Annotated in this window: 26 protein-coding genes and 1 other RNA gene; 13 read left to right on the top strand and 14 right to left on the bottom strand. The window is 61.0% G+C overall.

The features are described 5' to 3' along the window. The first annotated feature begins 23 nt into the window (after nt 1–23). Nucleotides 24–677, top strand: coding sequence for a gamma-glutamylcyclotransferase (locus tag AC4PS6_RS09540; protein WP_020301814.1), 654 nt, complete (start codon nt 24–26; stop codon nt 675–677). Here the strand turns inward: AC4PS6_RS09540 and glpT are convergent. Then, on the bottom strand, nt 674–2,011 hold the full coding sequence (gene glpT / locus AC4PS6_RS09535; protein WP_014720415.1) for a glycerol-3-phosphate transporter: 1,338 nt from the start codon (nt 2,009–2,011) through the stop codon (nt 674–676). The two genes, AC4PS6_RS09540 and glpT, sit on opposite strands and share 4 nt — an antisense overlap. A 291-nt stretch (nt 2,012–2,302) precedes the next feature. Next, entirely contained in the window at nt 2,303–3,280 is a 978-nt protein-coding gene (locus tag AC4PS6_RS09530; protein WP_019817790.1) for an NADPH:quinone oxidoreductase family protein, read from the bottom strand. A gap of 150 nt (nt 3,281–3,430) precedes the next feature. On the opposite strand from AC4PS6_RS09530, the gene AC4PS6_RS09525 reads away from it, so the two are divergent. Continuing rightward, nucleotides 3,431–3,838, top strand: coding sequence for a flagellar basal body-associated protein FliL (locus tag AC4PS6_RS09525; RefSeq protein WP_014720413.1), 408 nt, complete (start codon nt 3,431–3,433; stop codon nt 3,836–3,838). A 115-nt stretch (nt 3,839–3,953) separates the two neighbouring features. On the opposite strand, the gene AC4PS6_RS09520 is transcribed toward AC4PS6_RS09525, so the two are convergent. Next, a complete protein-coding gene (locus AC4PS6_RS09520) occupies nt 3,954–4,403 on the bottom strand; it encodes an EVE domain-containing protein (protein WP_014720412.1) in 450 nt (149 codons plus the stop codon). Between the two features lie 195 nt (nt 4,404–4,598). Here AC4PS6_RS09520 and AC4PS6_RS09515 point away from each other — a divergent pair, with 195 nt between their 5' ends. After that, nucleotides 4,599–4,748 (top strand): hypothetical protein, encoded by a 150-nt coding sequence (locus AC4PS6_RS09515; protein ID WP_010207387.1) that lies wholly within the window; start codon nt 4,599–4,601, stop codon nt 4,746–4,748. A gap of 9 nt (nt 4,749–4,757) precedes the next feature. Here AC4PS6_RS09515 and AC4PS6_RS09510 read toward each other — a convergent pair whose 3' ends face one another. From AC4PS6_RS09510 to AC4PS6_RS09495, 4 genes are all read right to left on the bottom strand, one after another. Next, nucleotides 4,758–5,390 carry a 5-formyltetrahydrofolate cyclo-ligase gene (locus AC4PS6_RS09510; RefSeq protein ID WP_020301815.1) on the bottom strand — a complete coding sequence of 211 codons (633 nt, stop codon included), beginning with the start codon at nt 5,388–5,390 and terminating at the stop codon, nt 4,758–4,760. Nucleotides 5,391–5,448: 58 nt separating this feature from the next. After that, a non-coding RNA gene (gene ssrS, locus AC4PS6_RS09505) (6S RNA) lies at nt 5,449–5,627 on the bottom strand. Nucleotides 5,628–5,657: 30 nt separating this feature from the next. Beyond that, nucleotides 5,658–5,975 carry a cell division protein ZapA gene (locus tag AC4PS6_RS09500; RefSeq protein WP_014720410.1) on the bottom strand — a complete coding sequence of 106 codons (318 nt, stop codon included), beginning with the start codon at nt 5,973–5,975 and terminating at the stop codon, nt 5,658–5,660. After that, nucleotides 5,972–6,181: a TIGR02449 family protein gene (locus AC4PS6_RS09495; protein ID WP_003177365.1), complete on the bottom strand. Its 210-nt coding sequence runs from the start codon at nt 6,179–6,181 to the stop codon at nt 5,972–5,974. The genes AC4PS6_RS09500 and AC4PS6_RS09495 overlap by 4 nt, the downstream gene beginning before the upstream one ends. Before the next feature lie 138 nt (nt 6,182–6,319). Between AC4PS6_RS09495 and AC4PS6_RS09490 the strand changes: the two genes are divergently transcribed. From AC4PS6_RS09490 to gcvH, 9 genes are all read left to right on the top strand, one after another. Beyond that, the gene (locus AC4PS6_RS09490) at nt 6,320–6,877 is read left to right on the top strand and encodes a YecA/YgfB family protein (RefSeq protein ID WP_014720409.1); all 558 of its coding nucleotides are present in this window, start codon (nt 6,320–6,322) and stop codon (nt 6,875–6,877) included. 20 nt (nt 6,878–6,897) lie between these two features. Next, on the top strand, nt 6,898–8,220 hold the full coding sequence (gene pepP / locus AC4PS6_RS09485) for a Xaa-Pro aminopeptidase (protein ID WP_014720408.1): 1,323 nt from the start codon (nt 6,898–6,900) through the stop codon (nt 8,218–8,220). Then, complete coding sequence (gene ubiH, locus AC4PS6_RS09480; protein ID WP_336826833.1) at nt 8,217–9,404, top strand: 2-octaprenyl-6-methoxyphenyl hydroxylase; 1,188 nt, start codon at nt 8,217–8,219, stop codon at nt 9,402–9,404. The genes pepP and ubiH overlap by 4 nt, the downstream gene beginning before the upstream one ends. After that, nucleotides 9,397–9,882 (top strand): DUF4442 domain-containing protein, encoded by a 486-nt coding sequence (locus tag AC4PS6_RS09475; protein WP_019817788.1) that lies wholly within the window; start codon nt 9,397–9,399, stop codon nt 9,880–9,882. The genes ubiH and AC4PS6_RS09475 overlap by 8 nt, the downstream gene beginning before the upstream one ends. Before the next feature lie 8 nt (nt 9,883–9,890). Continuing rightward, nucleotides 9,891–11,108, top strand: a complete 1,218-nt coding sequence (locus tag AC4PS6_RS09470; protein WP_181004904.1) for a 2-octaprenyl-3-methyl-6-methoxy-1,4-benzoquinol hydroxylase — start codon at nt 9,891–9,893, stop codon at nt 11,106–11,108. A gap of 162 nt (nt 11,109–11,270) precedes the next feature. Then, a complete protein-coding gene (locus AC4PS6_RS09465) occupies nt 11,271–12,275 on the top strand; it encodes an extracellular solute-binding protein (protein WP_336826832.1) in 1,005 nt (334 codons plus the stop codon). Nucleotides 12,276–12,425: 150 nt separating this feature from the next. Next, nucleotides 12,426–14,042 carry an ABC transporter permease subunit gene (locus AC4PS6_RS09460; RefSeq protein ID WP_168223910.1) on the top strand — a complete coding sequence of 539 codons (1,617 nt, stop codon included), beginning with the start codon at nt 12,426–12,428 and terminating at the stop codon, nt 14,040–14,042. Nucleotides 14,043–14,198: 156 nt separating this feature from the next. Beyond that, nucleotides 14,199–15,281: a glycine cleavage system aminomethyltransferase GcvT gene (gcvT, locus tag AC4PS6_RS09455; protein ID WP_003195295.1), complete on the top strand. Its 1,083-nt coding sequence runs from the start codon at nt 14,199–14,201 to the stop codon at nt 15,279–15,281. A 52-nt stretch (nt 15,282–15,333) separates the two neighbouring features. Beyond that, the gene (gene gcvH, locus AC4PS6_RS09450) at nt 15,334–15,717 is read left to right on the top strand and encodes a glycine cleavage system protein GcvH (RefSeq protein ID WP_020301818.1); all 384 of its coding nucleotides are present in this window, start codon (nt 15,334–15,336) and stop codon (nt 15,715–15,717) included. Nucleotides 15,718–15,847: 130 nt separating this feature from the next. Here gcvH and AC4PS6_RS09445 read toward each other — a convergent pair whose 3' ends face one another. From AC4PS6_RS09445 to AC4PS6_RS09420, 6 genes are all read right to left on the bottom strand, one after another. After that, entirely contained in the window at nt 15,848–16,990 is a 1,143-nt protein-coding gene (locus AC4PS6_RS09445; protein ID WP_014720401.1) for a DegT/DnrJ/EryC1/StrS family aminotransferase, read from the bottom strand. 164 nt (nt 16,991–17,154) lie between these two features. Further along, nucleotides 17,155–17,469 (bottom strand): DUF2388 domain-containing protein, encoded by a 315-nt coding sequence (locus AC4PS6_RS09440; RefSeq protein WP_003176799.1) that lies wholly within the window; start codon nt 17,467–17,469, stop codon nt 17,155–17,157. Nucleotides 17,470–17,537: 68 nt separating this feature from the next. Further along, nucleotides 17,538–17,984 (bottom strand): NfeD family protein, encoded by a 447-nt coding sequence (locus tag AC4PS6_RS09435; RefSeq protein ID WP_336826831.1) that lies wholly within the window; start codon nt 17,982–17,984, stop codon nt 17,538–17,540. Between the two features lie 10 nt (nt 17,985–17,994). Next, entirely contained in the window at nt 17,995–18,915 is a 921-nt protein-coding gene (locus AC4PS6_RS09430; protein ID WP_003195285.1) for an SPFH domain-containing protein, read from the bottom strand. Nucleotides 18,916–18,991: 76 nt separating this feature from the next. Continuing rightward, nucleotides 18,992–20,686 carry a GspE/PulE family protein gene (locus AC4PS6_RS09425; RefSeq protein WP_103451963.1) on the bottom strand — a complete coding sequence of 565 codons (1,695 nt, stop codon included), beginning with the start codon at nt 20,684–20,686 and terminating at the stop codon, nt 18,992–18,994. A gap of 79 nt (nt 20,687–20,765) precedes the next feature. Beyond that, nucleotides 20,766–21,104 (bottom strand): ACT-like domain-containing protein, encoded by a 339-nt coding sequence (locus tag AC4PS6_RS09420; RefSeq protein ID WP_038451930.1) that lies wholly within the window; start codon nt 21,102–21,104, stop codon nt 20,766–20,768. Nucleotides 21,105–21,231: 127 nt separating this feature from the next. Here AC4PS6_RS09420 and AC4PS6_RS09415 point away from each other — a divergent pair, with 127 nt between their 5' ends. After that, on the top strand, nt 21,232–21,702 hold the full coding sequence (locus AC4PS6_RS09415; protein WP_103451968.1) for an Lrp/AsnC family transcriptional regulator: 471 nt from the start codon (nt 21,232–21,234) through the stop codon (nt 21,700–21,702). 71 nt (nt 21,703–21,773) lie between these two features. On the opposite strand, the gene AC4PS6_RS09410 is transcribed toward AC4PS6_RS09415, so the two are convergent. After that, nucleotides 21,774–23,141 carry a CYTH domain-containing protein gene (locus AC4PS6_RS09410; protein WP_020301821.1) on the bottom strand — a complete coding sequence of 456 codons (1,368 nt, stop codon included), beginning with the start codon at nt 23,139–23,141 and terminating at the stop codon, nt 21,774–21,776. Between the last annotated feature and the right edge of the window lie 123 nt (nt 23,142–23,264).

The following is a 23,264-nucleotide window of genomic DNA, read 5'->3' as shown; positions in this document are numbered from 1 at the left end:
CAGGAGGCGCACCGCTTTTCGCCATGACCGCCATTGAAACCGATGTTCTGCAATTGGCTTACCCTCCGCGGCTCGATCTGGGGCCGCAACTCACTCACGAACAATTGATGAGCTCGATGCAAGCCACCATGGCTCGGCACAAGGGTGGGCCGGTGTGGCTGTTTGCGTATGGTTCGCTGATCTGGCGCCCTGAATGCTCGTCGACCGAGCGGGTGCGTGCACGGGTTCACGGTTATCACCGTGGCTTGTATTTGTGGTCACACGAGCATCGCGGTACGCCGGAGCTGCCGGGGCTGGTGTTTGGGTTGGATCGCGGTGGTTCCTGCAGCGGGTTTGCCTACCGCTTGCCGGAGGACCAGTTGGAGGCCTCGCTTTACGCCCTGTGGCAGCGTGAGATGCCTTACCCCTCGTACCGGCCGCACTGGCTCAGTTGCCGATTGGAAGATGGCAGCACCGTCCAGGCGTTGGGGTTTGTGTTGGAGCGGCATTTGCCCAGCTATGCCGGCAACTTGCCCGATATCGTGCTTAATCATGTACTGCAAAGCGCTTGCGGGCGTTACGGTACGACTCGCGATTATGTCGAGCAGACCGTGAACGCCCTGCGTAGCCACGCCATGCCAGATAAAAACCTGGAGGCGCGGCTCAAGCGTTGTGCCAAGGATTGCCTGGGCGGTTAACGCGCCGAGCTGACACTGTTGGTGTGCCACAGCGTAGGGATCAGGAACGCGATCGCCAGTACGCAGGCGCTGATCAGCAGTACAAAGCCGCCGTCCCAGCCGAAATGGTCAACCGTATAGCCCATGGCGGCACTTGCCGCTACCGAACCGCCCAGGTAACCGAACAAGCCGGTGAAGCCCGCTGCGGTACCGGCGGCCTTCTTCGGAGCCAGTTCCAGTGCCTGCAGGCCGATCAGCATCACCGGGCCGTAGATCAGGAAGCCGATGGAGAACAGCGCAATCATGTCGATCATCGGGTTGCCCGGCGGGTTGAGCCAGTAAACCAGGGTTGCCACTGTCACCAGGGCCATGAACACGATGCCGGTCAGGCCGCGGTTGCCACGGAAGATCTTGTCCGACATCCAGCCGCATAGCAGCGTACCCGGGATACCTGCCCACTCGTAGAAGAAGTACGCCCAGGACGACTTATCGACCGTGAAGTGCTTGGCTTCTTTCAAGTAGGTCGGCGCCCAGTCCAGTACGCCGTAACGCAACAGATAGACGAACACGTTGGCGAAGGCGATGTACCAGAGCATTTTGTTGCGCAGCACGTACTTGACGAAGATTTCCTTGGCGCTGAATTCGTCTTCGTGGCTGGCGTCGTAACCTTCCGGATAGTCGTTCTTGTACTGCTCGATAGGCGGCAGGCCCACCGATTGCGGGGTGTCGCGCATGGTGATGAAGGCAAACGCCGCCACCGCCAGGGCCACGGTGGCCGGCACGTAGAACGCCGCATGCCAGTCGTTGAACCACGCCATGCCCAGCAGGAACAGCGGGCCGATCAAGCCACCGCCGACGTTATGCGCCACGTTCCACACGGACACCACGCCGCCGCGTTCTTTCTGCGACCACCAGTGCACCATGGTCCGCCCACTTGGCGGCCAGCCCATGCCCTGGGCCCAGCCGTTGATGAACAGCAAAATGAACATCATGGTCACGCTGGACGTTGCCCAAGGCGCGAAACCGAAAATGAACATCACCCCCGCCGAAACCAGCAGGCCGAAGGGCAGGAAGTAACGTGGGTTGGAGCGGTCGGACACCAGGCCCATCAGGAACTTGGACAAGCCGTAGGCAATCGCGATCGCCGACATTGCCAGGCCCAGTTCACCACGGGTGTAACCCTCGTCGATCAGGTAGGGCATGGCCAGGGAGAAGTTTTTACGCAGCAGGTAGTAGCCGGCGTAACCAAAGAAAATACCCGCGAAGATCTGCCAGCGCAGCCGTCGGTAGGTACTGTCTATTTTTTCTTCAGGCAGGGGCGCCTGGTGTGCGGCAGGACGAAAGAAAGCAAACATTCAAGAGCTCCAAATTTCTTGTTTTGACTGCGGATGCGAATGTTACAGTTTCGTTACCGAAAATAGCATCGCCTCTTATCCGCAAACACAGGAAACGAGAGCAATTGCATGTTCTTTTACGAACATGTCGCCTATAGATAAGTGATGGTCGTGGTTAGGTCCTAAGACCGCGAAGTAACTACTGTGGGAGCTGGCTTGCCTGCGATGACGGTCTTTCAGCTTCATCTGTAGCAGCTGACCCACCGCTATCGCAGGCAAGCCAGCTCCCACATGGATTGCATTTCAGGTGTGTTATCGGGTTTGGACAACTATTTTACCCACTGCCTTGCGCTGTCCCAGATCATTGATCGCCTGGGCGGCCTGTTCCAGCGGATACACCTGCGACACCAACGGCTTGAGCTTGCCCTCGCCATACCAGGTGAACAACTGCTGGAAATTCGCTGCATTGTCCTGCGGTTGGCGCTGGGCAAACGAACCCCAGAACACCCCGACCACCGCTGCGCCCTTGAGCAACGCCAGGTTCACCGGCAGTTCAGGAATACGCCCGCTGGCGAAACCCACCACCAACAGGCGCCCATTCCAGGCGATCGAACGAATGGCCTGGTCAAACAGGTCACCCCCCACCGGGTCGTAAATCACGTCAGCGCCATTGCCATCGGTCAGGCGCTTGACCTCATCCTTGAGGCTGGCTTCGCTGTAGTTGATCAGCTCATCGGCGCCGGCCGCCTTGGCCACTGCGAGCTTGTCGGCGCTGCTGGCGGCGGCAATCACCCGGGCGCCCATGGCCTTGCCGATCTCCACGGCGGCCAGGCCCACGCCGCCGGACGCGCCAAGCACCAGCAGGGTCTCGCCAGGTTGCAGGTTGGCGCGTTGTTTCAGCGCATGCATGGAGGTGCCGTAGGTCATGCTGAAGGCGGCGGCGGTGTTGAAATCCATGCTCGGCGGGATCGGCAGCACGTTATAGCCGGGCACTGCGACCTGCTCGGCAAAGCTGCCCCAGCCGGTCAGCGCCATCACACGGTCACCGACTTTCAGATGGCTGACTTTCTCACCCACTTCACTGACCACGCCTGCCGCTTCACCACCGGGTGAGAACGGAAAGGGCGGCTTGAACTGGTATTTGCCTTCGATGATCAGCGTGTCCGGGAAATTCACCCCGGCCGCGTGCACGTCCAACAGGATTTCGTTCTTCTTGATCGCGGGGCTGGCGATCTCTTCCAGCACCAGGGTTTCGGCGGGGCCGAAGGCTTTGCACAGCACAGCTTTCATCGGACTATTCCTTTTGGCGTCGTGGCCGATAAGTGTAGGAGGGTACGCCCGTGGGTCAACGAGCATGCCCGCGCCTGATAAGCCCCCATAAGCTTGTGCTCAGCCTTGCTAGCGTTATGCTACCCGGCAACCGAATTCGAGGAATGAACTGTGAAAGCGTGGATCCTGTTGATGCTGGCCCTGACCTTGCCGATGGCAGCCCAGGCCGAAGAGGCCAAAGAGGGCGAGGCGCCGAAGGTCAGCTATATCAGCCTGAGCCCGCCGTTCGTGGGCAATTACGGCCTGGATGGCACCGCCAAGCTCAAGGTCTACAAAGCCGACATTGCACTGCGCGTGACGGGTGATGAGGCGGCGAAGTTGGTCAAGGCCAACGACCCGTTGATTCGCAACCAACTGGTGGCGCTGTTTACCCAGCAGACCAACGAGACCATGAGCAGTGTGGAAGGCAAGGAAAAGCTGCGTCAGGAAGCGTTGAAGCAAACGCAGCAGGTGATGAATGATGAAACCGGCAAGCCAGTGGTAGAAGACCTGCTGTTCAACAACCTGATCATCCAGTAAGTCGCTGCGCGACTATCGCGGGCAAGCCCGCTCCCAGAGGGGTTCGCATTTCCAGTGTGGGAGCGGGCTTGCCCGCGAAGAGGCCCTGACAGGCACCGCAAGAAGCCAGTTTCAATTAAAGCAACTGGAGGACCGCTGCCCACTGCTCCGGTGTGACCGCCATGACCGAAAGCCGACTGCCCTTTTGCACCAGCGGCATTTCAGCCAGTGCAGTTTGCTGTTTTAGATAGCCGAGCCCCAGCACCTTGGAGAAGGTTTGCACATGTGCGACATCGATCGCGCTCCACGGGTTTTTCTCCGGGGTGGCCTTGGCGTCGAAATAGTGGCTTTCTGGTTCCAGCGCAGTGGGGTCCGGATAGGCGGCCCGGATGATTTTGCCGATGCCGGCAATCCCTGGCTCCGGGCAACTGGAGTGATAGAAAAAAAACTCGTCGCCCACGGCCATGGCGCGCAAAAAGTTGCGCGCCTGATAGTTGCGTACCCCGTCCCAGCGCGCTTCGCCGAGCTTTTCCAGGCCGTTGATGGAGAGTTCGTCGGGCTCGGATTTCATCAGCCAGTAGGCCATGGTTGGGCTCCTGAAAAAGGCATTGGGTAAGTTGTCGGGCAATTGCATGACAAACCGACAGTCGGTTGGCGTCAAGGTTTGCGTGTTGGTTCACGTTACCGCAGAATGCGCGCTTTTAAGCTTGACGCAGCTGCAACGGACTACTTTGGAACGTTGTTGTCATCGTGTACGAGGTGCCTGAAAGGGGGGCAATCGATGCAACGTAAGCCGGATTTACTATGGATTTTGGTTATTTTGTTTGGTCTGGGCGTCGTGACCACCGGTTATGCCCAGAGCCTGTGGTCGAACAAGACCGATGCACCGGTTGAACTGGCTCAGCAGCAGCCACAACCGTTCAAGCGTTAACTCAAGCATTCACCAAGGCGCCGCTGTTTCCAGCGGCGTTTGTGCGACATACCACTGCTTATCAGTCACCGTCCCCGCCAACGGCACATCCCAGCTTGCCTGCGCCAGGCGTTCGACTTTCTGGCATTCATGGGCCAGCCCCAGCAGCGTTGGCTTGCGCCAGCTCTGGCGGCGGGCAAGATAGGCCAGGCTGCGATCGTAGAACCCGCCGCCCATGCCCAGGCGCCCACCCAAATCATCGAACCCCACCAACGGCAACAATACCAGGTCCAGCGCCCAGACTTGGCGCTGGTGATGGGCATTGACCCGTGGCTCAAGGATGCGAAAGCGGTTGGGCAACAACCTATCCCCAGGGCGTACGCGCTGGAACACCATCTTGGTGCGCGGCCAGGCGCTGAGCACCGGCAGGTAAGTGGCTTTGCCGCGACGCTGGGCCGCACGCAGCAGCAGGCGCGGATCGATTTCACCGTCCGTGGGCAGATATAAAGAGATATGTTTGGCCCGGCGAAACAGCGGGTGCTGTGCCAGTTGCCGGTACAGACCCTGAGCGGCCTGGCGCTGCTCGCTTGGCGTGAGCGCGCGGCGGGCCTTGCGCAACATGCGTCGAAGTTGCGGACGGGAAAGCGGCGCAGGTTCGGTCATGATTTTTCGGCTCATAAAACAATGCCAGTCCGGGGACTGGCATTGAGTTTGGGAATTCAGGCTCCCCGACAGAGCCGCTGTCGACTTAGCCCTTGAACCCGAAAGTTCAAGGTGGAAGAAGCAGTAGGCTTTAAGGCTTTCCGTCTAGCGGACATGCACACCAGCCCAACGTGCAACTTCCAGGGTAGTGCGAATCGGCTCAGGGACATCGCCGACTGGCAAACACGCCAGGGAGTGGGGCGAGTATACCTTAAACCTGCTCGGCAATCAGCCCTTGGGTGTGTCTGAATCGGTGGAAAGCACCAGATCCACGCGATCGAGCAGGTCACGCACCTGCTCGCGCGTCGAGCCGCTGGCCTGTACGTCAGGGCGCTCCTGCTTATGCAGCAGGTCATGGGTGATATTCAGCGCGGCCATCACGGCGATGCGGTCGGCGCCGATCACTTTGCCGCTGCTGCGTATTTCGCGCATCTTGCCGTCCAGGTAGCGGGCAGCGCTCACCAGGTTGCTGCGTTCTTCCTGGGGGCAGATGATCGAATATTCTTTGTCGAGGATCTGCACGGTAACGCTATTGCTTGAACTCATGAGTCTTGCTCCAGGGCCTTCAGGCGCGAAATCATCGATTCGACCTTACGCCGGGCGATTTCGTTTTTTTCAATGAGGTGAGCGCGTTCCTCGCGCCAGGTCTTTTCCTGAGCTAATAGGAGTCCGTTTTGACTCTTAAGTTGCTCGACCCGATCAATTAGCAGTTCGAGTCTGGCCATCAGCGCTTGCAGGTCGGTGTCTTCCATTGGGTTCCACTGGATTTGTCTGATGAATGGCAACTGCAGGATAAACGATCTGACGCCCTCGATAGTCTTGGTGCGTCTGCCGGTGCTAGGATACAGCGCTCCATTCTAGACATTGCGCCGTCTGGCGCCTAGCTCACCATGCCCATTCAGAACTCCCCGTACGATGCTTTTTCCAAACTGCTGAGCGCCAGCGGCCATCCATGCTCGCCTGCTGAACTGCACGGCGTGCTGTTGGGCCGCAGTTGCACCGGTGTCGGCTTTGATGCCGACAACTGGCTGGCCGATGTGGCCGAGCTGCTGGAAACCGAACCCACCGACAATGTGCGCAACGCATTGATCGGCCTGCAAGAAATGGTCAAGGGCGAACTGACCGGTGATGACGTCACCGTGGTCCTGCTGCTGCCCACCGACGACGCCCCGCTGGCCGATCGCGCTGCCGCGCTGGGCCAATGGTGCCAGGGTTTCCTCCACGGTTTCGGCGTGAATGCCGGCGGCCTGGAGCTGAGCACCGACGCCAAGGAAGTGCTGCAGGACCTGGCGGCCATCTCCCAGGTGCAAGATGCCCTGGAAGAATCCGAAGACGGCGAAGGCGACTACATGGAAGTCATGGAGTACCTGCGCGTCGCGCCGCTGCTGCTGTTCACCGAGACCCGCAAGTCCGCTGAGCCCGCTGCTCCCAAGCCGTCGTTGCACTGAGAAAGGACACCCATCTGCCCATGATCCATATCCCCAAAGCGGAATACACCCGGCGCCGCAAAGCGCTCATGGCGCAGATGGAACCCAACAGCATCGCGATCCTGCCGGCCGCCGCCGTGGCCATCCGCAACCGCGATGTCGAGCATGTTTACCGCCAGGACAGCGATTTTCAGTACCTGAGCGGTTTCCCCGAGCCCGAAGCGGTGATCGTGCTGATGCCCGGTCGCCAGCACGGCGAGTACGTGCTGTTCTGCCGCGAGCGCAATGCCGAGCGCGAATTGTGGGACGGCCTGCGTGCGGGCACCGAGGGCGCGATTCGCGACTTTGGCGCGGATGACGCCTTCCCCATTACCGATATCGACGACATCCTGCCCGGCCTGATCGAAGGTCGCGACCGCGTGTACTCGGCCATGGGCAGCAATGCCGAGTTCGACCGGCACGTGATGGAGTGGATCAACGTGATCCGTTCCAAAGCGCACCTGGGCGCCCAGCCGCCGAACGAATTCGTTGCCCTGGATCATTTGCTCCACGATATGCGCCTGTATAAATCGGCGGCAGAAGTGAAGGTGATGCGCGAGGCGGCGCGAATCTCCTGTGCGGCCCATGTGCGGGCGATGCAGGCCAGTCGTGCCGGCCTGCATGAGTTCAGCCTGGAAGCCGAGCTGGATTACGAGTTTCGCAAAGGCGGCGCGAAGATGCCGGCCTATGGCTCCATCGTCGCTGCTGGGCGCAACAGCTGCATCCTGCATTACCAGCAGAATGACGCGGTGCTCAAGGACGGCGACCTGGTGCTGATCGACGCCGGGTGTGAGATCGATTGCTACGCCAGCGATATCACCCGTACCTGGCCGGTCAACGGCAAGTTTTCGCCCGAGCAAAAGGCGATCTACGAGATTGTGCTGGCCTCCCAGGAAGCCGCCTTCAAGCAGATCGCGCCGAACAAACATTGGAACCAGGCCCACGAGGCGACCGTGCAGGTCATCACCGCCGGCCTGGTGAAGCTGGGGTTGTTGCAAGGTGACGTTGACGAACTGATCGCCAGCGAAGCCTACCGCGCCTTCTACATGCACCGTGCCGGCCACTGGCTGGGCATGGATGTGCATGATGTGGGCGAGTACAAAGTGGGCGGTGAATGGCGCGTGCTGGAAGTGGGCATGGCCTTGACCGTGGAGCCGGGTATCTATATTTCCCCGGACAACCAGACTGTGGCAAAGAAATGGCGTGGCATTGGCGTGCGCATCGAGGACGACGTGGTAGTGACCAAGCAAGGCTGTGAAATCCTGACCGGCGGTGTGCCCAAGACCGTTGCCGAGATCGAAGCGTTGATGGCGGCTGCCCGATGAGCCGGGTCAACCTGGCGATTGTCGGCGGCGGCCTGGTGGGGGCCAGCCTGGCCCTGGCATTGCAAGCCGGGGCCAAGGCTCGGGGTTGGAAGATCGTACTGATCGAACCCTTTGCACCGGGCGACAGCTACCAGCCGAGCTACGATGCGCGATCTTCCGCGCTGTCGTTTGGCGCGCGCCAGATTTACCAGCGTCTGGGCCTGTGGCAGGCCATTTCCCGACGGGCGGAGCCGATCAAGCAGATCCATGTATCGGACCGTGGGCGCTTCTCCACCGCGCGTTTGTCCGCGATGGAGGAGGGCGTGCCAGCCCTGGGTTATGTGGTGGAAAACGCCTGGCTCGGCCAATGCCTGTGGCAAGGCTTGGACAAGGACGTGGTGAGCTGGCGTTGCCCGGCAGAAGTCACGCGCATGGAGCCTCTGCCCGATGGCTATCGCCTGACCCTCAACGATGAAACCGTGCTGGAATGCGACCTTGCGGTACTGGCCGATGGCGGCCGTTCCGGCTTGCGTGAGCAGCTGGGCATCGGCGTGAAAACCCGGCCCTACAACCAGAGCGCGCTGATCGCCAACATCACGCCGAGCGAAGCGCACAATGGCGAGGCGTTCGAGCGCTTTACCGATGAAGGCCCCATGGCCTTGCTGCCGCTGCCGGACAACCGTTGCGCGCTGGTCTGGACCCGCATCGGCATGGACGCCCAGCGCTTGGCCAGCCTCGACGAGCGTAGCTTCCTGAGCGAACTTCAGGGTGTGTTCGGGTATCGCCTGGGCACCCTCAAGCGAGTGGGCGCCCGCCACCTGTACCCGTTGACCCTGGTGGAAGCCGAAGAGCAAGTGCGTTCGCACCTGGTGGTCCTCGGCAATGCCGCCCACAGCCTGCACCCGATTGCCGGGCAGGGGTTCAACCTGTCCCTGCGCGATGCCAATGCCTTGGCCGAAGCCCTGTTGGCCGGGCCTGCTGTGCCGGGTGACCTGGCGACCTTGCAAGGCTATCGCGAGCGCCAGCGCCTCGACCAGCAACTCACCGTAGGCTTCTCCGACCAGGTCACGCGCCTGTTTGGCAGTGCCCAACCGTTGATGGCGCTGGGCCGCAATATGGGCTTGCTTGGCCTCGACCTGTTACCACCGGCCAAACGCTGGTTCGCCCGTCAGGCCATGGGCTTGGGTACGCGTTCCGATGCGTAAGTGGCTAACCCAACGCGTGGGCAAGGCGCGGCTGTTGCGCTGGTTCCTCACCCTGTACCCGCCGTACCTCGGCGCCGGGGTGCGGGTGCAGGCATTGAGTGCCGATTTCCGACATGCCAAGGTGCGCATGGGCCTGGGTTGGTACAACCGCAATTACGTCGGTACGCAATTTGGCGGCAGCCTGTATTCGATGGTCGATCCGTTCTACATGTTGCTGTTGATCGAGAACCTGGGCCGCGACTACATCGTGTGGGACAAGGCTGCGAGTATCGACTTCATCTCGCCGGGCAAAGGCCCGGTATATGCCGAATTCTCCATCGACGACGCTTTGCTCGATCAGATCCGGCGCCAGACTGAAGGTGGCGAGAAATATCTGCCCCACCTCAAAGTCGAGATTCATGACGGCTCCGGCACTCTGGTGGCGCGGGTCGACAAAACCCTTTATGTGCGGCGCAAGCCGCCAGCGAGACAGGCTTGAATATGGACATGCGCGCAGATGTGCTGATTGTCGGGGCCGGAATGGTCGGAAGCGCCCTGGCGCTGGCGTTGCAGGGCAGTGGCTTGCAAGTACTGCTGCTCGACGGCAGCCCGTTGAGCGTCAAGCCATTTGACCCGGCTGCGGCGTTTGAACCGCGGGTGAGCGCGTTGTCGGCGGCCAGCCAGCGCATTCTTGAGCGCCTGGGCGTGTGGGACGGTATCGTAGAGCGGCGTGCCAGCCCCTATGGCGAAATGCAGGTATGGGACGGCAGCGGCACCGGGCAGATCCACTTCTCGGCGGCCAGTGTGCATGCCGAGGTGCTTGGGCATATCGTCGAGAACCGCGTGGTGCAGGATGCCTTGCTCGATCGCCTGCATGACTGCGACCTCGGCCTGCTGGCCAGTGCGCGCCTGGAACAGATGCGCCGCTCCGGCGATGACTGGTTACTGACCCTGGCCGACGGCCGCAAGCTGCGCGCGCCGCTGGTGGTGGCCGCCGACGGTGCCAACTCCGCCGTACGCCGCCTGACCGGTACACCTACCCGTGAATGGGATTACCTGCACAACGCCATCGTCACCAGCGTGCGCAGCAGTCAGCCGCACCAGCGTACCGCGTGGCAACGCTTCACCGACACCGGTCCGCTGGCGTTCCTGCCGCTGGTGCGCGATGGGCAGGAAGACTGGTGTTCGATAGTCTGGTCGACCACGCCCGCCGAATCCGAGCGCTTGATGGCGCTGGATGAAGAAGGCTTCTGCCGTGAGCTGGAGCGTGCTTTCGAGGGACGCCTGGGCACCGTGCTCAGTGCTGACCCGCGTGTGTGCGTACCGTTGCGCCAGCGCCATGCCAAACGCTATGTGGCCGAAGGCCTGGCACTGATCGGCGACGCCGCTCACGTCATCCACCCGTTGGCGGGGCAGGGCGTCAACCTGGGTTTGCTCGATGCAGCCGTGCTGGCCGAAGTGCTGTTGGCGGCGACCGAGCGCGGCGAGCGCCTGGCCGATGTGAAAGTGCTGAGCCGTTACGAGCGACGTCGCATGCCCCACAACCTGGCGCTGATGGCGGCGATGGAAGGCTTTGAGCGCTTGTTCCAGGCCGATCAACTGCCGCTGCGCTGGTTACGCAACGCGGGTTTGAAAATCGTCGACCAGATGCCCGAAGCCAAAGCCGTGTTTGTGCGCCAGGCACTCGGATTGACTGGCGATCTCCCCGAACTCGCCAAACCCTGAACTGACAATACAACCCTCTGTGGGAGCCGGGCTTGCCCGCGATGAGGCCGTCAGCTCCGGCGCATATTCTGGCTGTGCAACATCTGGTAACGCCTCCACCAAGCGTTACCAAATGTGAGTCCTTATCATTTGCCCTCCATTTGCAAATGAGAGACCGCACCCATGTTGGCACCCAAGCGCCTCCTGACTGCCCTGGCACTCACCCTGATCGGCAGCACCACCGTGCAGGCGGCCGACGAAGTCGTGGTCTACTCCTCGCGTATCGACGAACTGATCAAGCCTGTGTTCGACGCCTACACCAAAAAGACCGGCGTACAGGTCAAGTTCATCACCGACAAGGAAGCCCCGTTGATGCAGCGCATCAAGGCCGAGGGCGAGAACGCCACCGCCGACCTGCTGCTCACCGTTGACGCCGGCAACCTCTGGCAGGCCGAGCAGATGGGCATCCTGCAATCGTTCACCTCTCCTGTGATCGACAAGAATATTCCTCTGCAATACCGCTCATCGGCCCACGCCTGGACCGGTTTGAGCCTGCGGGCGCGAACGATCGCCTATTCCACCGACCGAGTAAAACCGGGCGACCTGACCACCTACGAAGCCCTGGCCGACAAGCAGTGGGAAGGCCGCCTGTGCCTGCGCACGGCGAAAAAAGTTTACAACCAGTCGCTGACCGCCACGTTGATCGAAACCCATGGCGCGGCCAGGACCGAAGAAATCATCAAGGGTTGGGTGAATAACCTCTCCACCGACGTGTTCTCCGATGACATCGCTGTGCTGGAGGCCATCAACGCCGGGCAATGCGACGTGGGTATCGTCAACACCTATTACTACGGTCGCCTGCACAAGCAGAAGCCAGACCTGGCAGTGAAGTTGTTCTGGCCGAACCAGGGCGACCGCGGCGTGCATGTGAACCTCTCCGGCATCGGCCTGACCCAGCACGCACCACACTCGGAAGCGGCCAAGGCGCTGGTGGAGTGGATGACCACGCCTGAGGCGCAGAAGATCTTCGCCGACGTCAACCAGGAGTTCCCGGCCAACCCGGCGGTACCGCCATCGGCGGAAGTGGCGACCTGGGGCAAGTTCGTGGCCGATACCTTGCCAGTGGAAGTGGCAGGCAAGCGCCAGGCCGAAGCGATTCGCCTGATGGATCGCGCTGGCTGGAACTGAAGCTGCGCCGCTCGACTGTGGGAGCTGGCTTGCCCGCGATTGCATCACGTCGGTATCACTGATACACCGGGGTGCTTGTATCGCAGGCAAGCCAGCTCCCACATTGGTTAGTGGCCGCTTCAACATCTTTATTTTTCTGAGAGCTTTTCCTTGGCCCACCCCGCCCAACGTCGCTGGTACCTGCCGGTTTTCAGCGTCGCCGCCTTGGTGCTGTTGCCGCTGAGCGTGCTGCTGCTGTCCTGGCAAAGCATCGACCCGCAGATCTGGTCGCACCTCTGGGACACTCAGATGCCCCGCTTGCTGGGCAACACCTTGACCCTGGTGCTCGGTGTCGGCCTGGGCGTGACGCTGCTGGGCGTCAGCCTGGCCTGGCTGACCAGCCTGTGCGAGTTCCCCGGGCGGCGCTGGCTCGACTGGGCACTGATGTTGCCCTTTGCAATCCCTGCCTATGTGCTGGCCTTCGTGTTTGTGGGCCTGCTGGATTTCGCCGGCCCGGTGCAAACCCTGCTGCGCGAGTGGTTCGGCACCGGGTTGCGCTTGCCGCGGGTACGCTCTACCAGCGGCGTGGTCATCGTGTTGGTGCTGGTGTTCTATCCCTATGTCTACCTGCTGGCGCGCAGCGCGTTCCTGGCTCAGGGCAAAGGCTTGATGGAAGCGGCGCGGGTGCTGGGGCAATCGCCATGGCAAGCGTTCTGGCGTGTGGCATTGCCAATGGCGCGGCCAGCGATTGGTGCTGGTGTGGCCTTGGCGTTGATGGAGACACTCGCGGATTTTGGCGCGGTCTCGGTGTTCAATTTCGACACCTTCACCACCGCTATCTATAAAACCTGGTACGGCTTTTTCAGCCTGTCCAGTGCCGCGCAACTGGCGAGTCTGCTGCTGCTGGTAGTGATGTTGGTGCTGTATGGCGAGCGACGTGCGCGCGGGGCCAGTCGACCGAGCAATGAGCGCCCGCGGGGCAAGGCGTTGTACCACTTGCGCGGGTTCAAAGCCGTGGCGGCCAGCGTGTGGTGCAGCCTGGTCTTCGCCTGTGCGTTCGTGATTCCGATGCTGCAACTGGTGGCGTGGTTCTGGCAGCGTGGCCGCTTCGACCTGGATGAACGTTACACCGGGCTGATCGTGCATACCCTCTACCTGGGCGGTATCGCAGCCCTGATCACCGTCAGCGTCGCGCTGATACTGGCCTTTGCCAACCGTCTGGCGCCCACCCGGGCGATTCGCTCTGGTATCAGCCTGGCCAATGTCGGCTATGCCTTGCCAGGCTCGGTGCTGGCGGTGTCGATCATGCTGGCGTTCAGCTATCTGGACCGCGAGCTGGTGGTGCCGCTCTCCGGCTGGCTGGGCGGGGCGGGCAAGCCTTTGCTGCTGGGCAGCCTGTCGGCACTGGTGCTGGCGTACCTGGTGCGGTTCCTGGCGGTGGCCTACGGGCCGCTGGAAAACAGCCTGGCGCGAATCCGACCGTCTTTGCCCGAAGCGGCACGCAGCCTTGGGGTGAGCGGCCCACGACTGTTTTGCAAAGTGTATCTGCCGTTATTGCTGCCGGGCACGTTGAGCGCAGCGCTGCTGGTGTTCGTGGATGTGCTCAAGGAAATGCCGGCCACCTTGCTGATGCGCCCGTTTGGCTGGGACACCCTGGCGGTCCGCATCTTTGAAATGACCAGTGAAGGCGAATGGGCACGGGCGTCTTTGCCGGCGCTGACCCTTGTGCTGGTCGGCTTGTTGCCGGTCATCGGGCTGATTCGTCGCTCGGCTCGGCAAATCGGTTAGGTGCCAGTCCTACGGCTTGAGGCTACAATGCGCGGCATTCGGTGCGCTCCGTCTTTCGGATCGACCTGCTGTATGTGGCTGCGGGCCTTGTAGTACAAGGTGTTCGGCGCGCGTGGCAGCTCTGCGCGCCTTCGCCAAGCCCGGAAGGAGAAACCCATGGGACAGCGTACGCCTCTGTATGACCTGCATCTCGCCCTCGGCGCGAAAATGGTCGATTTTGGCGGTTGGGATATGCCTTTGCATTACGGCTCGCAAGTTGAAGAACACCACCAGGTGCGACGCGACTGCGGGGTCTTCGATGTATCTCATATGACCGTGATCGATGTCACCGGCCCCCAGGCCAAGGAATGGCTCCAGTACCTGCTGGCTAATGATGTCGACCGACTGCACGGCTGTGGCCGTGCGTTATACAGCGCCATGCTCAACGAGCAGGGCGGGGTGGTGGACGACATGATCGTCTACCGCACCGAAACCGGTTACCGCCTGGTGGTCAACGCCGCCACGCGCGATCAGGACATGGCCTGGATGCAGGCGCAACTGGGCAGCTACTCAGTGCAACTGCATGAGCGCTCCGAGTTGGCCATGCTCGCCATCCAAGGCCCCCACGCCCGGCAGAAAATCGCCGAACTGGTGACCCAGTCCCGTGGCATCCTGATCCATCAGCTCAAACCGTTCGAAGGCCGGGCCGATGGCGACTGGTATATCGCCCGCACCGGCTATACCGGCGAAGACGGCCTCGAAATCGTGCTGCCGGCCGATCAGGCACCGGGCTTTTTCAACGACCTGGTGGGCGCTGGCATTTCCCCCATCGGCCTCGGTGCGCGCGATACCTTGCGCCTGGAGGCCGGCATGAACCTGTATGGCCAGGATATTCACCAGGCCGTCTCGCCGCTGGCGGCCAACATGGCCTGGAGCATCGCCTGGGAACCTGTCGAGCGTAACTTCATTGGCCGCGCTGCGCTGGAAGCAGAAAAAGCAGCCGGCGTGCAGTTCAAACTGGTCGGGCTCGTCCTTGAAGAGCGTGGTGTGCTGCGTGCTCACCAAGTGGTTCGTATCGCCAATGTTGGCGAAGGAGAGATCACCAGTGGTAGTTTCTCGCCTACGCTAAGCAAATCCATTGCGCTGGCGCGTGTGCCGACGGCGACTGCCGACCGGGCCGAAGTGGAAATCCGCGGCAAGTGGTATCCGGTTCGAGTGGTCAAGCCGACCTTCGTGCGTCATGGCAAAACCCTGATCTAACCAATTCCGGCAGGCCAATGGCCGCTGACATTTCATCTTGAGGACACAGACTATGAGCAATATCCCTGCCGACCTGCGTTTTGCCGAAAGTCACGAATGGGCCCGTCTGGAAGCTGACGGCACCGTGACCGTCGGGATCTCCGACCATGCACAGGAAGCTTTGGGTGATGTGGTGTTTGTTGAACTGACCGAAGTGGGCAAGGTGTTTGCCGCTCAAGACCAGGCGGGCGTGGTGGAGTCGGTCAAGGCCGCTTCGGATATCTACTCGCCGATTGCGGGCGAAGTACTTGCCGTCAACGAAGAATTGGGTGGCAGTCCTGAGCTGTTGAACTCTGACCCGTACGGCGCCTGGATCTTCAAGCTCAAGCCAAGCGACAAGGCCGAGCTGGACAAACTGCTGGATGCCGCCGGCTACAAAGCCGCGATCGGCGAATAAACGCAACAGCTGCAACAGCACACCTCAATGTGGGAGCTGGCTTGCCTGCGATTGGATCACCCGGGTATCACCGATACACCGAGGTGCCAGCATCGCAGGCAAGCCAGCTCCCACAGTTGATTTGTTGTGATCAGTCTTTTTTCAGTACGGCTTTAACCGCCGCTACAGCCCGCTCCACATCCGCCTCTGTCATCGCCGTGAACATCGGCAACGACACGATCAAACGCCCAACACGTTCGGCCACCGGGAACATGCCTTCCTTGAAACCCTGTGCCCGATAGAGGCTCAGCAGGTGGATCGGCGGGTAGTGATAGCCGATACCCACGCCGTGGGCCTGCATCTGCTCCATGAACGTCGCACGGGCTGGCAGGCCATCCTGGCGCTCCGGCAATACCAGTTGGAACAGGTGCCAGTTGCTGTTTTCGAAGTCGGCCGGCGGCAGTTGCGCGCCGTATTGGGCTTCGAAATTGCTGCCGAAGCATTTGAAGTAGTGCCGTGCCAGGTTCTGACGATGGGCGGTGATTTTCTCGATGTGCGCAAATTGCCCCAGGCCGATGGCGGCGGCAATGTCGGTCATGTTGAACTTGCCACCCAGCACATCCACATCCAGGCCATCGAAGCCGCTGCGGGTGACGCCTTGCAGGCGGTACTTCTCTGCCAGACGGGCCTCCTCGGCATTGTTCAACACCAGGCAGCCGCCTTCGGACGACGTGATGTTCTTGTTCGCCTGGAAGCTGAAGGACACGAAGTCGCCAGTTGCGCCGATGCGTTCTCCATCCCAGCTGGACCCCAGGGCCTGGGCAGCATCTTCGACAATGCGCAGGTTGTACTTGTTGGCCAGCGCGTAGAGCATCGGCATATCCAGGGGCAAGCCGGCCAGGTAGACCGGGATGATCGCCTTGGTGCGCGGAGTAATGGCGGCTTCCACCTGGGCCAGGTCGATATTGCGCGTCACCGGGTCGATGTCGGCGAAGACGGGAGTGGCGCCCACTTCGAGAATCACGTTGGCCGTGGCAACCCAGGAGATTGGCGTGGTGATGACTTCATCCCCAGGCCCGATCCCGGCGATGCGCAAGGCGATCTCCATGGTGCAGGTGCCCGAGTTGAAGGTGCGCACCGGACGTCCGCCAAAATAGTCAGACAACTGTGCTTCGAACGCCTGCACCTTTGGCCCGCTGGTGATCCAGCCGGAACGCAGAACATCGCCGACCGCCGCGATGGTGGCTTCATCAATGGTCGGTTTGGAAAACGGCAGGAAGGGCTGTTGGCTCATGACGAAGAAGGCATCCGTTTCAGGTAGGCAATGAAAAATAGACGTGTCAGTAGGGCATGGTTGCATGCTGAGACTGAATATAGCCTGTCATCCATGAACGATTCGTCATGCAGCAGGCAAAAAAATGCCGCTTGAAAAAGCGGCATTTTTTATGAGGGCAGTTGTTACTCGGTTACAGCATTCTTCGCCAGGATGGCGTTAGCCAGTTCCATGTCGGTGGCTTGGAGGCCAGGGTTGTCGGCGCGGACCTTCTGCATGGCCGCTTCCAGGTACGGGCCGCGAATGCCGCCGTCGCTGGCGACGAAGCTGCCTGCGTCGTCCTGGGCGGCGACCACCAGCTTGTGGTCCTTGAACGTCAGGTAAGTCGAGCCAGTGGTGGCGCCCGACGAGATGACATTACGCCAGAAGCTATCGGCCATGGCTGAGCCGACAGGTAGGGAAAGCACAGCGAGGGTTGCGACAGCATATTTGAGACGCATGATGGGTGACTCCGGTGGGTTATCTGTACGTTTTGATTGTAGTTAACCCGATCCAGTTCCATCACTGACTAAACAGTTTCAACCTTTAAAATCACCCCATCCTGCCCAACCACGCGGACTTGAGCGCCCATGGGGGCGTCTGCACCGGTGACCATCCACACGCCATCGCCGACTTTGACCTTGCCGCGGCCATCCACAATGGCTTGATGCACCACGAAAGTGCGCCCGACCAACTCTGAACCGCGCTCGTTCAACCCCGGTTGATCGCTGGCCTTGGCACTGCTGCGTTGGCGTTTCCACCAGTACACGGCGGTCAGTATCGACAACACCGCAAACAGCAGCAGTTGCCATTCCAGCCCCAGCGGCGGGAACAGGAACTTGATCACGCCCACGGCTGCGGCGGCGATGCCCATCCAGAGCAGGTAGCCTCCGGCACCGAACACCTCGAGAATCAACAGCACGGTGCCCAGGGCTAACCAGTCCCAAAACGACAAATGCAGCAAAAAGTCCCACATGGTGTTGGCCTCAGCCTTTCTGGTTGCCGAAGGTTGCCTTGACGATTTCGCCGATACCGCCCACGGCGCCAATCACCTGGCTGGCTTCCAGCGGCATCAGGATGACCTTGCTGTTGTTGGCCGAGGCGAGTTTGCCCAGGGCGTCGATGTATTTTTGCGCGACGAAGTAGTTCACCGCTTGCACGTTGCCCGACGCAATGGCTTCGGACACCACTTGTGTCGCCCGCGCTTCGGCTTCGGCCTGGCGCTCGCGGGCCTCGGATTCCAGGAACGCTGCCTGGCGGCTGCCTTCGGCTTCAAGGATTTGCGCCTGCTTTTTGCCTTCCGCTGTCAGGATCGCCGACGCCCGCAGGCCTTCGGCTTCGAGGATCTGTGCACGCTTGATCCGTTCGGCTTTCATTTGGCCGGACATGGCGGCCATCAGGTCGGCAGGCGGGCTGATATCCTTGATCTCGATACGAGTGATCTTGATGCCCCATGGCGCAGTGGCTTCATCCACGGTGCGCAGGAGTTTTTCGTTGATGCCGTCACGCTGGCTCAGCATGGCGTCCAGTTCCATGGAGCCGAGTACGGTACGGATATTGGTCTGCAGCAGGTTGCGGATAGCATGTTCGAGGTTATTGACCTCATAGGCGGCCTGGGCGGTGTTGACCACCTGGAAGAAGCACACGGCATCGATCTGCACGGTGGCATTGTCGGCGGTGATGACTTCTTGAGGCGGGATATCCAGCACGCTTTCCATCACGTTGATCTTGCGACCGATGCGGTCCATGACCGGGATGATGATATTCAGGCCGGGCTTGAGGGTGTTGGTGTAGCGGCCGAAACGCTCGACAGTCCATTGGTAGCCCTGGGGCACCACTTTGAACCCCATGAACAGAATGGCGATGGCCAAGCCCACGAAAAGAAGCAGTACGGTTCCGATCTGCATAGCGATTCCCTATCTGAAGGTGTCAGTGAATGACATTAGGCCGATTGTAACGGTCTGGTCACGGATAAGGACGGTTTCATGGCCCAACAAACAAAGGATTTGTTTCTGAATCCCCTGGCGTGACCCGCAACACCTCCGTCATCGTGGTCAGCCCGGCCTTCACTTTCTCGATGCCGGCCATGCGCAGGCTGCTCATGCCCTGCGCCAGTGCCCCACGGCGCAGGGCTTGTACGTCCGCGCCTGGAGTGACCAGCGCCTGGAGTGCCGGGCCCATGAGCATGATTTCATACAGTCCGGCCCGGCCTCGATAACCGCTGTCACGGCAGTGTGCACAGCCGACAGCTTCGTAGCCGCCATCGTCCTCCAGGCCCGCGGGGTGCTTGCAGTGGCTGCACAGAAGCCGCACCAGGCGCTGCGCCATCACACCTATGAGCGTGGCTTTGATCAAATAGTGAGCAACGCCCAGTTCCTGCAGGCGGCTGATGGCACTGGGTGCATCGTTGGTGTGCAGGGTCGAGAGCACCAGGTGCCCGGTCAGCGCGGCCTGGATAGCCATCTCTGCGGTTTCCTGGTCGCGGATTTCGCCGATCATGATGATGTCCGGGTCTTGGCGCAGCAGGGCGCGGATGCCGCTGGCGAAGGTGAGGTCGATGTTGTGCTGGACCTGCATCTGGTTGAAGGCCGGCTCGACCATTTCAATCGGGTCTTCCACCGTGCACAGGTTGACCTCGCGGGTCGCCAGTTGCCTGAGGGTGGTGTAGAGGGTGCTGGTCTTGCCTGAGCCGGTCGGGCCTGTGACGAGGATGATGCCGTGGGTGCGTCGCGTCATGGCGTGCCAGCGTTGCTGGTCGGCGCTGGACAAACCCAACTGGTCGAAATCCTTGAGCAGCACCTGTGGGTCGAAAATTCGCATCACCAGTTTTTCGCCGAATGCCGTGGGCAGGGTGGAAAGCCGCAATTCCACTTCGACACCCGCACGGTTCCGGGTCTTGACGCGGCCATCCTGGGGCTTGCGTTTTTCGGCCACGTTCATTCGCCCCAGGCTTTTCAGGCGGCTGACCACGGCCATGGTGACCTGCGGGGGAAATTGATAGACGTCATGCAGCAGCCCATCAATGCGAAAGCGCACCCGACCCTGGTCGCGGCAGGGCTCGATATGGATGTCGCTGGCTCGTTGGCCAAAGGCGTATTGCAGCAGCCAGTCGACGATGTTGACGATATGCGCGTCGTTGGCGTCCGGCTCCTTGTCGCTGGCGCCGAGGCTGAGCAAGTCGACATTGCCAGGCGCCGTCATTTTTTGATCCGCACCGCTGACGGACTTGGCCAAGCGGTAAAACTCGTTGATACAGCGCTGAATATCCTGAGGGTTGGCAACCACGCGCTTGATCGTGCGTTTGAGTACCTGGGACAGCCCGGCTTCCCAAGTGGTGATATGGGGTTGGGCACTGGCGACCGTCACGCTGTGGGCATCCACCGCGACTGCAAGAATGCCGTGGCGCTGAGCAAAGGCGTGGGACATCAAGGGCACCACGGCCGCCACATCAATCTTCAATGGGTCGATGCGCAGGTAAGGCTGGCCGACCTGCCGGGCCAGCCATTGAATCAAGGTCTCCAGACAAGGGCCCTGGGCTGCGATGCATTCCAAGGGATGCTGGCTGCCGGACGCTGGCGCTACCTTTTGCGCCGCCTGCGCCGTGATCAACCCTTGCTCGACCAGCGCCGGCAACAATTGCTGCAGTTCCAAGAGGTGATCGTGAGCGGCGACGGGCATGCAGGTTTTCCTGGGGCGTGGGGGTAATCCCAGGCTAGCCAGCCGCTGAAGGTCCTGCTGGCGCGTGTGTTGCCGGTTTTTACTGCGCCATCGCCGCCAGCGCTTGAGGCCGCTCGGAATCAGCCGACCACAGCTCCAGGGTGCAGACGCTGATCAGGTTTCGAATCTTTTCACCGATCACCTGGGCGCGGTGCCAGCTCAGGCCGGTCATCACGATATCGATGCTCAGCAGGTCGGCTTCCCGGTTCATGCTGACCTGGGTGGGCGTGAGCAATTGCAGCGCGAAGTAGTTCAGCACCCGGCACAGCACGTCCGGTTCAGCCTCGGCGACGATGCGATAGTGCGCCTGGCAGTGGCTACTATTGACGGCCCACGCATCGACGCGGGTGGCGGGGTAGGCGGTTTCGACGGCATGCATGCTGACTCTCCAGTTTCGACTGGAGAAATTTTTACATTCGCTTCGGGAGATTTCTTATCTAAAATAAACCTATTTGGCGATAAATAGACCAAAACAATTCAAGATAAGCCTATTCATGGGTTCTTTTATGCAAAATGAGTTGGACGCCTACGACCGCCGCATCCTGGCCTTGCTGCAAGAGGATGCCTCGCTCTCCAGTGCACAGATTGCCGAGCAGGTCGGCCTGTCGCAGTCGCCATGCTGGCGGCGTATTCAGCGGCTCAAGGAGGAGGGGGTGATCCGCGGCCAGGTCACCCTGCTGGACCGCAAGAAAATCGGGCTCAACACGCAGATTTTCGCCGAGGTCAAACTCAACGCCCACGGTCGCTCCAATTTCACTGAGTTCACCGAGGCGATTCGCGGTTTTCCGGAAGTGTTGGAGTGCTACGTGCTGATGGGGGCGGTGGATTTTCTGCTGCGTATCGTCACCTCGGATATCGAGGCGTACGAGCGGTTTTTCTTCGAGAAGTTGTCGATGGTGCCGGGGATCCAGGAGGTCAACTCGATTGTGGCGCTGTCGGAGATCAAGTCCACCACTAGCCTGCCAGTCTTGCGCTGACAGGGAGGGCCTCATCGCGGGCAAGCCCGCTCCCACAGCAAATGTGGGAGCGGGCTTGCCCGCGATAGCGATTACAGGCGCAGAAGGGTCTTCCAGGCACGATTCTGATACACCGCAATCGCCTGATGCATACGCGCATCCAGGGATTCATCGGTAATCGGCTGGTTGGCCAGGTGCGCCAGCTTGTTCAGTTCGCCGTACAAACGGTCCAGCTCAGGAATGTCCACCACATGGCGCGCATGGTGCAGCCAGGCCTGAATGCGTTCGATACGCGGCAGTTGCTCAGCCAGATCTTCCGGCTGTTGCTGGTAGCGCTGCAGTTGCAGGGCGACGGCGTCGTCAGCCAACAGGCGTGGCAGCCAGTTGGTGATTTGCGCAGCGCCCTGGCGGTTGCCACGCACATTACGCTCGGCCGTCCAGGTGCGGGCCAGCAGCCAGCGCGAGAGGTTGAGTGAGAACAGGCCCCAGCGCACGTCTTGCAGCTCTTCGATGAACTGCTCGGGCGCGGCTTTGCGAATGTCTTCATCGTCGTCACCGGCCTGGACCAGCGGGCGCCAGTCTTCCAGCAACGCATCCAGGGCGCTGCGCAGTTCGCTGGTGGATTGGCGCGGCGCGGCCTGACCGAGGCTGCCGATCAGGGCGCGCAACTCGCCGAGGTTCTCGACCCAGTCCTGCAGCAGGCGCCAGTGGCCATTGAAGCGGTATTGCTCAGCCAGGCGCTGGCTGCTGCCCAGCAGGTGCCACAGGATCGCGGCGAAGGCGTCGTCCAATGGCATTTCGGCGTGGATCTGTGGCGCCGGCAGGCTCAGGGAGTAGCTGCTGGCGTCATACAGGCGATAGCCGCGTTCGGCCTTGCTGATGTCGCACGGCATCAGGGCCAGGGTTGCGGCCAGCTCGGCGGCCAGTTCCAGCAGGGCCGCCGGTTCGCCTTCGCGCAGTTCCAGTTCCAGCTCGCAGATTTCTTCTTTCTGCTTGCCGACCACCACATGGCCCAGGTCCAGGGCGGCTTCGATCACCACCTTGGCCTTGCCACGGCCCCAGGCGATCTCGGCGCGTTCACGCACGAAGTCGGTGGTGAAGATCGGCTTGAGGGTCTTTTTGTCCAGCTCGGCCAGTTGCTCGGGCCAGCACTCGCCATCGAGTTTCTTCACGTCGAGCTTGGCTTTGGGCAGGTCCCAGTTGTATTCGTTGCGTTCCGACAGGCCGGCGACGCTTTGGCCGCGGGTCTTGAGGGTCTGGATGATGTCGTCACCGTCCTTGCGCAGGCGCAGGGCAACCTTGGCCTGGGCCAGGTCACGCTCGGGGGTGTCGAAGTACTGGTTCATCAACTCACGGCGTTCCCAGCCACTTTTGTTGCGTTTTTTCAGTAACGGGTGCTCACGCAGCGCGGCGAGTGTTTCGCGGCTGACGCGTAGCTTGATTTCGGTTTCTTTCTGCATGGCCGGAAAATCCAGGATCGGGAGCGCAGCCGGGGAAAAGTGTGGCTGCCAAGGTCGTGCAGTGTACAGGACTGAGCCCGGCAACGTGCCGCAACGGTTTATTGTGTTGCGCAGATGCCTCTA

This window comes from Pseudomonas sp. DW-iso17, from assembly GCF_058725345.1.
This window is presented reverse-complemented; position numbering and strand designations above follow the sequence as displayed.